The organism is Streptomyces sp. NPDC021224 (assembly GCF_044332905.1).
In the GTDB taxonomy this organism is placed as follows: Bacteria; Actinomycetota; Actinomycetes; order Streptomycetales; family Streptomycetaceae; genus Actinacidiphila.
Genome location: NZ_JBIRPW010000004.1, coordinates 23,466 through 35,630, shown reverse-complemented (window position 1 = coordinate 35,630; position 12,165 = coordinate 23,466). Strand labels below are relative to the sequence as shown.

Here is a 12,165-nt window from a genome sequence, read left to right as displayed (position 1 = left end):
GAGGTTCCCGAACAAACGGGTCCCGGCACCCCGTGCCGAGCGGCGCGACAACTGCGCGCAGGCCGCCCGGCGGTGCCAGGTGGCACCCCTTCAGGGGCGCGGGGAACTGCGCGCCCGGCCCTGTACCGGCGGAGGTTCGCGAGCAAACGGGTCTCGGCACCCTGTGGCGAGGGGCGCGGGGAACTGCGCGCCCGGCTCCTACGGCGGGAAGGGCACCCGGCGGTGCCAGGTGGCACCCCTTCAGGGGCGCGGGGAACTGCGCGCCCGGCCCTGTACCGGCGGAGGTTCGCGAACAAACGGGTCTCGGCACCCCGTGGCGAGGGGCGCGAGGAACTGCGCGCCCGGCTCCTACGGCGGGGAAGGCACCCGGCGCCGCCAGGTGGCAGCCCCTTCAGGGGCGCGGGGAACTGCGCGCCCAGCCCCCACGGCGCGCAAGGCACCCGGCGGGACCAAGTGGCAGGCCCGCGGTGAAAGGCCACGCCCATGAGTGAGCTCAGGTTCGCCGCCCTCGGCGACTCCGTCAGCGAGGGCCTCGGCGACCCCGCGCCGGCCGGCGGCTGGCGCGGCTGGGCCGGCATCCTCGCCGCGAGCCTCGCCGCCGACCTCCTCAACCTCGCCCGCAGCGGCGCCCGCAGCGGTGACGTGGCCGGCCCGCAGCTGAGCGCGGCGCTCGACTACAGCCCCCACCTCGCCTCCGTCCTGGTCGGCGGCAACGACACCCTGCGCGGCGGTTTCGCGATCGACCGCACCGCGGCCGAACTCCACACCGTGCTGGGCGCGCTGCGCGCCCGCGGCACGGTCGTGCTCACCGCCTGCCTCCCGGACCCCGGCTCCGTGCTGCGCCTGCCGTGGCCGCTGGCGCGCCCGCTGGGCCGCCGGATGAGCGCGCTCAACGACACCGTGCACGCCCTGTCCGCGCACCACGGGGCCCTGCATCTGCACGCCGCCCGGCGGCCGTGGGCGACGAGCCCCGGCGCGCTGAGCGCCGACCGGCTGCACCCGAGCGAGACCGGGCACCGGATGCTGGCCGCCGATTTCCACGCGCTGCTCGTGGGGGCGGGCCTGGCCGCGGGGCCCGCGCCGCGGCTCGCGCCGGACGGTCCGCCGCCGGGCCGCACCGCCTCGGTGTGGTGGATGGCGACGCGCGGGACGAAGTGGGTCGCGGACCGCTGCACGGACCTGCTGCCCGACCTGCTGCGGCTGGCGGCGGAGGAGTACCGGCACACCGCCCGCGGCACCGCGCCGCTCCTCGACCACGCCGCCCGGGAGGAGACCGCGCGGGCCCTGGACGCGCTGGGCGTCGAGGCGGCGCCGCCGGTTCACACCGCGGGCCGGGCCGAACGCAGTACGACGAAGCGGATCCTGCTGCCCGGCACGGACTGGGCCGCGGCGGGCAGCGACTCCTCGGGCACGACGCCGATCACCGGGTAGCCGCCGGTCGTCGGGTGGTCGGCGAGGAAGACGACGGGGTGCCCGTCCGGCGGCACCTGGACGGCGCCGGGCACCATGGGTTCGCTCGGCAGTTCCCCGTCGCGCCCGTCCGCCCGCCGCAGTGCGGGCCCGGCGGTGCGCAGGCCGATCCGGTTGGAGGCGGGGGAGACGGCGTAGGCGCCGGTGACCAGTTCGGTCAGCGCGCCGGGCGCGAACCAGTCGTCGCGCGGCCCCGGCACCAGCGGCAGGACCAGCTCACCGCCCGCGGGCCCGTACGGCAGGACGTCGGCGGCGGCGCAGCCGGCACCGCGCTCGGAGCCGACGGGCAGTTCGGCGCCATCGGTGAGCGGTGCGGGTCCGAGCCCGGAGAGCAGGTCGGCGGAGCGGCTGCCCAGCACCGGTTCGACGGCGAGTCCTCCCGCGACGGCGACGTACGAGCGCAGACCGGCCGTCGCGGCACCGACCTCCAGGACCGCGCCGTCCGGCACCCGCACGGGCGCGCCCCACGCTGCGGGCCGCCCGCCGACCCGTACCGGGCAGGGCGCGCCGGTCACGGCGACGAGCAGCGGGCGTACGGCCCGCAGCGCGCAGCCGTTGACCGTCGTCTCCAGCGCGGCGGCCCCCTCGGTGTTGCCGACCAGCCGGTTCGCGAGCCGGTACGCCGGTACGTCCAGCGCCCCCGAACGCGGCACCCCCAGATGCGCGTACCCGGCGCGCCCCAGGTCCTGGACGGTCGTCAGCGCCCCCGCCCGCACCACGACGAACCTCATGCCGCTCACCGCCCATCCCCCTACGCCGCAAGGCCCCGATCGCCGCCGGACCGCCGCCGCCCACGAGCGGATACGGTACCGGCCACCGTGACGGCCCCGCCCGCGTCCGGCCCCCGCCGGGCACCGGCCGACCGCACGCACTCCCGCCCGGGGCGGCCCGGCCCGCACCGCCCGGGGGTGTGGTGCCCGCCGCCCCACCGCCACGGGGAGCGCGCCCGCGCGGGAGCTCGACTCCGGCTCCCGCCGCCCGCGAATCGGCCCAGAAGCGTGGTGGGTGCGCTCGGCTCCGGCTCCCACGGCCACCGGAGCGGCCGGGAGGCGTGGCGCGCCCGCCCGGGCCGGCCGCCACCCGTCCGGCGGGTCATGGCGTCACCTCCACGAAGCGGACCTCCGTGCCCGGCGACAGCAGGGCGGCCGGGTCGCGGGACGGCTCCCACAGCGGGGCGTCCGTCGTGCCGATGAGCTGCCAGCCGCCGGGGGAGGAGCGGGGGTAGGCGCCCGCGTAGGGGCCAGCCAGGGCGACCGAGCCCGCGGGGACGGCGGTGCGCGGGGTCGGGCGGCGCGGGACGTGCAGCTCGGGCGGGAGGCCGGTCAGGTAGGCGAAGCCGGGTGCGAAGCCGCAGAAGGCGACCCGGAAGGGCGTCGCCGTGACGATGCCGGGCAGCTCCTCCGGGCGGACCGACCACAGCGCGGCCACCTCCGCCACGTCGGGCCCGTCGAAACGCACCGGCAGCTCCCGCGGCTCGCCGTCGCCCGGCACGACGGGCGGCACCTCCCAGCCGGTCACGGCGGCGGCGAAGCCGCGCGGATCGGCGAGGCCCGCGACCAGTACCGTGCGCGCGGCGGGCACGATCTCCCGCACCTCCGCGAACTCCCCGGCGGTGCGCCGCCGCAGCAGTTCGGCGTGCAGCGCCTGCGCCCGCTCGCCGTCCTCGGTCTCGACCAGCACCGCGTCGCGCCCCATCGGCAGCACCCGGCATCTCACGCCGACCTCACCTCCCGGGAGCGGCCCGCCGCCCGCCGCCGCGCCACGCGTCCGGCACCGGCCGCCCCGTACGTCATACGAACGCCGCCACTCGCAGCCCGGCGCCCTCCAGCGCCTCCCGGACCCGGGCGGCGAGCCTGGCGGCGCCCGGCGTGTCGCCGTGGACGCACAGCGAGCGCGCCGCGACCGCCACCGGCTGCCCGTCCACGGCGACCACTCCCGCGCCGGAGGCGATCCGCACCGCCCGTTCCACCACCGCGTCCGGCTCGCCGACCACCGCACCGGGCTCACGGCGCGGCACCAGCGTTCCCCGCGGGGTGTACGCGCGGTCCGCGAACGCCTCGGCCACCGCGGGCAGTCCGGCGGCGGACGCGGCCGCGAGCAGTTCCGAGCCGGGCAGCCCCAGCACGGGCAGCCGCCCGGCGAGCAGCACCCCCTCGACGATCGCGGCGGCCTGCTCGGCGTCGTGCACCGCCCGGTTGTAGAGAGCCCCGTGCGGTTTGACGTACGCCACCCCGGCGCCCGCGGCCCGTGCGAAGATCTCCAGCGCCCCGATCTGGTACGCCACTTCCGCCGCCAGCTCGCCCGGCGGCACGTCCATCGCGCGGCGCCCGAAGCCCGCGAGGTCGCGGTAGGACACCTGCGCCCCGATCCGCACCCCGCTCGCCGCGGCCCGCTCGCACACCCGCCGCATCGTCGCCGGATCGCCCGCGTGGAAGCCGCACGCGACGTTGGCGCTCGTGACGACCTCCAGCAGCGCGTCGTCGTCGGTGAGATGCCAGCGGCCGAAGCCCTCGCCGAGATCGGCGTTGAGATCGACGACCGCCCCGGCCGTACCGCCGCCGGAGTCCGCGGCCGCCTCGCCTCCCGCGCCGTCCGCCATGCCGCTCGCCGTCCTCTCCCTGCCCGCGCCCGGTCGGCCGGCCCCCGCGCCTGCCGATACGATGCCGCTGGACCGATCATGGCATCCCGCACCGACAACGGGCGTCCGCCCCGTGCCGATCCGTGCCGTTTCGTGCGATGTCGGTGGCACCGCCTAGGGTGTGGGGCGTGACCACGACCGTCCCGTATCCGCTGCCGGGTGCCCCCCGGCCGGCTCCGGGCCCCGCCGCCGACGAGGGCCTGGCCCGCCGTCTCAAGGCGCTCGCCTGCACCGCCCCGCTGCACGACCTGGACACCCGCAAGGCGAATCTCGCGGGTGAGTATTCGGTGTACGCGATGGCGGAGGTCGCGCTCGCCGCGATCGACCTGGTCACCCTCCACATGGACTTCGACACCGGCGCCGACCACGACCAGATAGTGGCCAGGCTGATGCCCCGGGTCGCCGCCCAGACGCCGTCGCGCTCGCACGCCGAGCACGAGCGGGTCGCCCGCTGGGTGCTGGAGAACCTGATCAACGTCGGCAGTGCCGACCGCGGATTCCGCGCCGTCTACGGCACGTTCGGCCCCGACGGGGAGTACGTCCGCAGGGACTACGACTTCAAGCTCGTCGAGGAGGTGCCCGGCCCCGGCGGCAGTGTCTACCTGCGCGCCACCGACGAGGCCGTCAACGTCCTGGTCGGCGCCCTGGACACCGACGTCACCAGCGCCCAGATCGCCGCCGAGGTCAAGCTGGAGGTGCTGATCAGCCGGGGCAGGCTGGCCGACGCCCAGCTCGCCGCCGAGCAGGCCCGCTACCGCACGGTGCAGTACGCCGAGACGCTGCGCCGCACCCTGGAGGCGACGCGGCGCAACGTCCGGGCGGTCGACTGGCTGCGGCAGGTCCCCGACCTGATCAGCGAGGCCCTCGACCACGTCGCCGACCGCTACCGGCACGAGAACGCGATCCTGACCAACATCCGCAAGGCGCGCGACGAGGCCGAGGATCCCGAGCACAAGCGGCGCGCCGCCGAACTCGTCGACATCGTCAAGGACTGCATCCGGCGGCACACCCAGCTCCAGTCCCGGCTGCTGGAGGCCGGCCCGCTCTTCCGCGCCGAGCAGGACCGGCAGGCCTTCGCCACGCCCCCCGCCCGCGCCGGGCTCGACCTGTACGGGCAGCTCGTCGCACCGCTGCTGCCGCTGCCGGTCGAGCAGGCCTCCCGGGTCACCGACGCCTTCTTCGCGCGCGGCACGGGCCTGCGCACCCCGTCCGCCGTCCGCGTCACCGACCTGGTCGAGCTGCTGCTCACCCCGCCGCTGGAACGCGACCACCTCGGCGCCGAGATGCCCGAGCCCGATCTCGTCGCCACCCCGGACGACAGCCGCTTCTCCGACGAGCAGCTCGAAGCCGCCCTCGACCTGCTGGACCTGCCGCACGACGCCCCGCGCCGGCTGTCCGGGCTGCTCGCCCGCGCCCGCGAGATCGACCCCGAACTGCCCTACCTGGTCGCGCTGCTGGCCCTGCACGCCGCGTCGCCGCCGGTGGGCACCGCCGTACGGCAGGGCGAACCGCACCTGCTCTTCGCCGTCGACGACGGCACCGAACTGGACGACCCGGAATTCGGCGGCGCCGACCTCGTCCTCGGCACCGCCCGCCTGGAGAGCCGCCCCGCGGAGCCCAAGGAGCACAAGGAGAGGACGCCGTGACCGACGACCGCGAGGAGCGCACCGACCGCCGGGGCGCGGCGGCCCCCGCCCCCGGCACGGGAACGGGCCGCGACACCGCGTACGAGGCCCCCGACGCCCCCGACACGTACGACCAGCCCCGCGAGGCCCCGCGCGAACGGGACGGGCTGCGCGACCGGGAGGGCGTCGCGCTGACCGCCGGGGACGTCGCCGACGCCGCCCGGCTGGTCGGCTTCGGCCTCCAGCCCAAGCTGCTGCCCGCCCGCGACGCCGAGTACGCCGAGCTGATCCGCCGCCACCGCGAGGACCCGGGCTTCGCCCGCACCGCCGACGCGGTCGCCGCCGGGCTCGGCCTGATCGTCCTGGAGGTCTCGCCGCGCGCCGGAATGGCCGTGGCCGCCGCCGAGGACTCCGTCTTCGCCGTCCGCATGGGCGACTACGCCCGGCGCGCCGCCTCCGACGCCGGCGACCGCTTCCTGCACGGCCTCGCCCACCTGGCCGCCGCCGCACTCGCCTTCCCCCGCCCCGAGGACCTCGCGGACGACGGCTACATCGGCCGTATCACCGTCAACGGGGTGGACGCCTTCGTCCGCCAGGCCTGCCGTCGGCTGGAGGAGCGGGCCGACGAGAGCGGCGAGATCACCGACCCGGCGAGCGACGCCCCGGGCCTCGAAGCCGCCTGGCGGGTCTACAGCAGGCGCAGCGCGACCGGCGCGACCAAGGACGCCCGGCGGCTGGCCGGTTCCACCACCGGCATCATCGCCAAGGCCGTCGCCTTCCTGGTCGACTCCGGCTTCCTCCAGCGCACCGGCGACGAGGCGGGCGGCACGTTCCGCACCACCGCCCGCTACCAGCTCCAGGTCCGAGACATGGCGGGCAGCGCCGCCATGGCCGAACTGCTGGAACTGGGCGTCGTCCCCGTCACCGACGGCACCGCGAGCCTGCTGCCCGCCGCCTCCGACGACGGCACGGACCTGGTCGCCGACGCGGGACTGCCCTTCCACACCCCCGCCTGACCGCCCGGCCCCCGACCCCGACCACCCGCCACCGACCCACCCAGCCACGAGAGTCCGCCGCATGTACGAGCTTTCCCGACTCCGCCTCTACTCCATCGGGCCCGCCGGCGCGCGCTACGCCGACACCGTGCTCGATCTGCGGGGCGTCGGCGAACCCGTGCCGCAGCCCGCCCCGGCCCAGGGCGACTTCTTCGCGGACGAGCCGGCCGGCCCGCCGCGCCGCCCCGCCCCCGCGGGCGTGCTCTTCCTGGAGAACGGCGGCGGCAAGTCCGTCCTGCTCAAGCTGATCTTCTCGGTCATGCTGCCCGGCCACCGCAACACCCTGGGCGGCGCCAGCTCCGGCGTGCTGCGCAAGTTCCTGCTCGCCGACGACTGCGGGCACGTCGCCCTGGAGTGGCAGCACACGCTGACCGGCGAACTGGTCGTCGTCGGCAAGGTCAGCGAGTGGCGCGGCCGCCAGGTCTCCACCGACCCGCGCAAGTTCGCCGAGGCCTGGTACTCCTTCCGCCCCGGGCCCGGCATGAGCCTGGACTCGCTGCCGGTCGCCGAGTCCACCGCGGTGCGACCGCCCGTCGAGGGCGCCTCCGGAGCACGCGGCCGGCGCCGCACCATGAAGGGCTTCCGGGACGCCCTCACCGAGGCCGGCAAGGCCTACCCGCATCTCGACGTGGTGTGGGAGGAGATCCACGACCGCTGGAACGAACACCTCGGCGACCTCGGCCTGGACCCCGAACTCTTCCGCTACCAGCGCGAGATGAACGCCGACGAGGGCGAGGCCGCGGGCCTCTTCGCGGTCAAGAAGGACTCCGACTTCACCGACCTGCTGCTGCGCGCCGTCACCGACACCCGCGACACGGACGGCCTCGCCGACCTCGTCCACGGCTTCGCCGGAAAACTCGGCCGCCGCGCCGAACTCACCGCAGAACGCGACTTCACCGCCGGCTCCCTCGACCTCCTCCAGCGCATCGCCGACAGCGCCGAGGCCCGCGACCAGGCCCGCGCCGTCCACGCCCAGTCCGAGCGCCGCACCCGGCTGCTGGCCCGCCGCCTCACCGCCCGCGCCCGCCAGGAACGCGACCGCACCGCCGACATCGCCCAGGACATGGCGCAGGCCGCGCACGCCGTCACCGACGCCGGGCAGGCCCGCGCGGGCAGCGCGCTCACCGCCGCGGAGATCGCCTACCGGCACGCCTCGCTCGCGCTCGCCGCCGCCGACAAGGGCGCCACCGCGCTGCGCCGCGAACTGGCCGACGCGCGCACCCTGCACTCCGCCTGGCAGGCCGCCGAGACCGTGCTGCGGCAGCGCGCCGCCGAGGACCGGCTGCACCGCGTCAGCGTGGCGATCCGCGAGGCCGAACGGGACGCCGCCCCCGCGCTCGCCGCCCGTACCACCGCCGCCGCCGACCTCGTCCGCGCCCTGCACGGGGCCGCCGCCCGCGCCGAGGCCCAGGCCGACACCGAGGAGGAGCGCTCGGCGCAGCTCCAGGCGCAGTCCGAGGCCGCGCACCGCGACGCCACCGCCGCCGCCACCGAGGCGCAGCGCGCCCGCAGCGAGGCCGGGCACCTCGCGCAGCGCCTCGCCGAGGTCGAACAGGAGACCGCACAGGCCGTACGGTCCGGCTGGCTCGACGACTCCGCGCCGGACGCCGACCCGGCCCGCGCCGCCCTCGCCGCGGCCGACGCCGAGGAGACCGCCGCCGACCTGGCCCGCGCCGCCGCCGAGTCCGCGCGTGCCGCCGCCACCCGGGCACGGGAGGCCGCCGGCACCGAATCCCGCGCCGAACTGGCCGCGGCCCGCGCCGCCGACGCGCTGTCCACCGCCGAATCCGCCCTCACCGCGGCCACCGTCGCCGCCACCGCCCTGACCGCCGAGCCCCGCATGACCGCGCTGCTCAGCCTCCCCGCCCCGCGCGCGGCCGAGACGGACACCCCGCCCCCGTCCGCGACGGTGCCGGGCGCCCGCACGGGCGGCGGCCTCCCGGCAGCCGAGCCGAACGCGGGCGGGCGAGCCGCGAACGGCCCGGGAACCCCGGGCGCCGCCCCGGAAAGCGCGGACAACGGCCCGGCCGGGTCCGGCGTCCCGCACACGACGGGTGACGCATCCGGCGACCCCGGGGAGGCGGGTCCGGACGGTTCGGGCGACGCGTCCGGCGGCGTCGGCGCGCCCGGCGGCGTCGGCGCGCCCGGCGGATCAGCGACGGGCGGCGCCGGTGGCGCTTCCGGGGACGCGGCTACGGCCGCCGGCCCCGGTGGTCCGGGCAACGGCCCGGCCGGGTCCGGTGCCCCGCACGCGACGGGTGACGTACCCGGCGGCTCCGCCGTCCCGGGCCAAGGGGGCTCGGGTGACGCACCCGCCGGCTCCGGCGCTACGGGCACGGTGGACGGCGGCTCCGGTGAGGCGGGCCCCGCCGTCCCGCGCGATGCTTTCCCGGACGGGGGTACCGCCGCCGGGCCCGGGTCGGGCGGCCCCGGCTCCGGGGCCGAGGCCGCGGCCCCGGGCGGGCGGTCCGGCGACCCGGGCGGCGCCGCGCGCGGGCGCTCCGCGGCGGCTGCCGAAGTCCGGCCCGGGGGCGTGCGTGCCCGCGTCGTGCCGGTGGAGTTCGCCGACGGCGACGGCCTCACCCCCGCCGTGCTCGACGACTTCGCCGAGCCGCTCCGCGAACTGCTCGACGGCGCCGTCGCCTCCGCCGAGCGCCAGTTGTTCGACCTGCGCACCGCCGCGGCCGACGACGCCCGGATCCTCGCCGCGCTCGGCGACGGCGGGCTGCTGCCGCCCGGTCCCGACGTGCTGGCCACCGTCGAGTTCCTCGGGGAGCACGGCATCCCGGCGCTGCCGGGCTGGCGCTACCTCGCCCAGGCCGTCGACCCGGCCGACCACGCCCTGGTGCTGGCGTCCCGCCCCGAGCTGGTCGACGGCGTCGTGGTCACCGACGCGGGCTCCTACCAGCGGGCCCGCGAGGTGCTGGAGCAGGCCGCGCTGCTGCCGCGGTCAGCGGTCGCGGTCGGCACCGCTGCCGCGCTGCTGGCCCCGCCGCCCGCGACCGGTTCCGGCAGCCCCGACCTCTTCCTCGTCCCGCCGAACCCGGCGATGCACGACGAGTTCGCGGCGGACGGCGAGCGGCAGGCGCTGCGCGCCCGCGCCACCGCCCGCGAGGAGGACATCCGGACGCTGGCCGCCCGGCTGGCGTTCGACCGGACGCTCGCCGCCCGGCTCGCCTCGTGGCGCGCGGCCTGCCCGCAGGGGCGGCTCGCCGAGCTGGCCGACGAGGTCGCCGCGGCGCGCGAGACCGTCCGCCGTACCCGGGCCGAGCTGGCCGACGCCCGTACCGACCGGGCAGAGGCCGAGGCGGCCGCCGCCGAGGCCGCGCAGGACAGCGACGTCCGCCGGGCCGCGGCCGAGCAGGCCCGGCGTGCGGCCGACGCGCTGTCCGGGCTCGCCCACCGGCTGCGCGAGCGCACCACCTGGCAGCGCCGGGCGCGCGAACTGGCCGCGGACGCCGCCGAGGCGGAGGCCCGTGCGGAGGCCTGCCTGGCTCGGGCCCGCGCGGCGGACGAGGACCGCCGGGCCGCACAGCGCGCGTCCGACGACGCCCGCCGTACCGCCCGTGTGCTGCGCGCCGAGCGCGCCGAGATCGCGGGCGCGCCCGACGAGGGCGGCCCGGAACCGGACGCGACCGCCCCGGCCGTGTCGCTCCCCGCGCTGCGGGAGGCCTACCGCGCGGCCTCCGAGGTCTACGAGAAGGTGGGCGTCGGCGCCGATCTGCGGGCCGAGCAGGCCCGCGCGGAGAGCACCGAGAACGCCGCGCTCGTCGAGCTCGACCGGCTGACCAACAAGGTGCGCAGCCGCGCCGCCCAGCTGCTGGAGGGCCCCGACGGCGCGGACGGCCCGTCCCGGCAGGCGGCCGCGGCCCGCGCGGAGGAGCTGGTGCAGACGCTGGAGTCGCGCGCGTCCGCCGCCAGCGAGCAGCTCGGCCGGCTGCGCGGCGAGGCCGAGCGGCTGGCCCCCGCCGACGGCGAGCCGCACCACACCGAACTGCCCGAGGCCCTGGTGCCGCGCGACGCCGAGCACGCCCAGGAGCTGCTGCGCGCGGCCACCGCCGAGGTCGCCGCGCGGACCGACGCGCTGGAGCAGGCGACGGCCGCGCACGCGGGCCTGGTCGCCGCGCACCGCGCGGCCGAGGACGCCGCGGGCGGCTTCGACGAGACGGCCGCGCTGCTGCGCGACCTGCTGCGGGACGGGCCCGGCCCGCAGCAGCCGGAGGAGGACGAGCCCGAGCCGTACCCGGGCAGCCAGGAGGCCGCCCGGCAGGCGGCGGCCGAGGCCCGGCGCAGTCTGCGCGGTTGCGCGGCCGACCTGTCCGCCGCCGAGACGCGGCTGCGGGAGGCCGCGGACGTCCTCGTCCGGCACGCCAACGCCGTCCGCTTCGAGCAGGTCAGGACGCCGGCCCGGCAGCAGATCCGGGAGCTGCCCGCGGCGGCGCTGCCCGAGCACGCGGCGGCGTGGGCGGCGGCCTTCGCGCCCCGGCTGCGGGTGCTCACCGACGAGCTGGAGCAGTTGGAGCGCAACCGGGAGATCATCGTCGACCGGCTGCGCGGCCTGGTCGAGTCGGCGCTGGCGACGCTGCGTTCGGCGCAGCGGCTCTCCCGGCTGCCGGAGGGTCTGGGGGAGTGGTCGGGGCAGGAGTTCCTGCGGATCCGATTCGACGATCCCGACCAGTCGGTGCTGACCGAGCGGCTCGGCGAGGTCATCGACGAGGCGACCAGGTCGGCGCTGCGCAAGAACGCCGATCTGCGGCGCGACGGCATGTCGCTGCTGCTGCGGGCGGTCGCCGCCGCGCTCCAGCCGCGCGGTGTCGCGGTCGAGATCCTCAAGCCGGACGCGGTGCTGCGCGCCGAGCGCGTCCCGGTCGGGCAGATGGGCGACGTCTTCTCCGGCGGCCAGCTGCTCACCGCCGCGATCGCGCTCTACTGCACGATGGCCGCGCTGCGCAGCAACGACCGCGGCCGGGACCGGCAGCGGCACGCCGGCACGCTCTTCCTCGACAACCCGATCGGCCGCGCCAACGCCACCTACCTGCTGGAGCTCCAGCGGGCCGTGGCCGACGCGCTGGGCGTGCAGCTCCTGTACACGACGGGGCTGTTCGACACCACGGCGCTCGCCGAATTCCCGCTCGTGGTGCGGCTGCGCAACGACGCGGATCTGCGCGCGGGCCTGAAGTACATCAGCGTCGAGGAGCATCTGCGGCCCGGCCTGCCGGTGCAGGACGCGCAGGGCGAGCAGATCCACGGCGAGATCACCGCCACCCGTATGTTCCGCCGCCCTCCGGAGGCCCCCCAGCAGGCCGCCGGGCCGTCCCCGGCGGAGCCGTCCGCCGGGGACCCGCAGTCCGCGCCGGAGGCGCCCGGCGGCTCCTGA

The 12,165-nt window shown here is 77.9% G+C and carries 7 protein-coding genes; 4 read left to right on the top strand and 3 right to left on the bottom strand.

Annotated elements, in window-relative coordinates; translation table 11 throughout:
• Nucleotides 1-483: 483 nt before the first annotated feature.
• A complete protein-coding gene (locus ACH4PY_RS11840) occupies nt 484-1,431 on the top strand; it encodes an SGNH/GDSL hydrolase family protein (RefSeq protein ID WP_398179447.1) in 948 nt (315 codons plus the stop codon).
• Here the strand turns inward: ACH4PY_RS11840 and ACH4PY_RS11835 are convergent.
• The 3 genes from ACH4PY_RS11835 to ACH4PY_RS11825 all read right to left on the bottom strand — a co-directional run bounded on the left by ACH4PY_RS11835 (nt 1,320) and on the right by ACH4PY_RS11825 (nt 4,069).
• Nucleotides 1,320-2,210, bottom strand: a complete 891-nt coding sequence (locus ACH4PY_RS11835) for a biotin-dependent carboxyltransferase family protein (protein ID WP_398179444.1) — start codon at nt 2,208-2,210, stop codon at nt 1,320-1,322. The genes ACH4PY_RS11840 and ACH4PY_RS11835 overlap by 112 nt on opposite strands.
• A gap of 352 nt (nt 2,211-2,562) precedes the next feature.
• On the bottom strand, nt 2,563-3,165 hold the full coding sequence (locus ACH4PY_RS11830) for an allophanate hydrolase subunit 1 (RefSeq protein ID WP_398180802.1): 603 nt from the start codon (nt 3,163-3,165) through the stop codon (nt 2,563-2,565).
• Between the two features lie 94 nt (nt 3,166-3,259).
• Entirely contained in the window at nt 3,260-4,069 is an 810-nt protein-coding gene (locus tag ACH4PY_RS11825) for a LamB/YcsF family protein (protein ID WP_398179441.1), read from the bottom strand.
• Nucleotides 4,070-4,206: 137 nt separating this feature from the next.
• Here ACH4PY_RS11825 and ACH4PY_RS11820 point away from each other — a divergent pair, with 137 nt between their 5' ends.
• From ACH4PY_RS11820 to ACH4PY_RS11810, 3 genes are all read left to right on the top strand, one after another.
• On the top strand, nt 4,207-5,754 hold the full coding sequence (locus tag ACH4PY_RS11820; RefSeq protein WP_398179438.1) for a hypothetical protein: 1,548 nt from the start codon (nt 4,207-4,209) through the stop codon (nt 5,752-5,754).
• Nucleotides 5,755-5,900: 146 nt separating this feature from the next.
• Nucleotides 5,901-6,749 carry a hypothetical protein gene (locus ACH4PY_RS11815; RefSeq protein WP_398180799.1) on the top strand — a complete coding sequence of 283 codons (849 nt, stop codon included), beginning with the start codon at nt 5,901-5,903 and terminating at the stop codon, nt 6,747-6,749.
• Between the two features lie 61 nt (nt 6,750-6,810).
• The gene (locus ACH4PY_RS11810; RefSeq protein WP_398179435.1) at nt 6,811-12,165 is read left to right on the top strand and encodes a hypothetical protein; all 5,355 of its coding nucleotides are present in this window, start codon (nt 6,811-6,813) and stop codon (nt 12,163-12,165) included.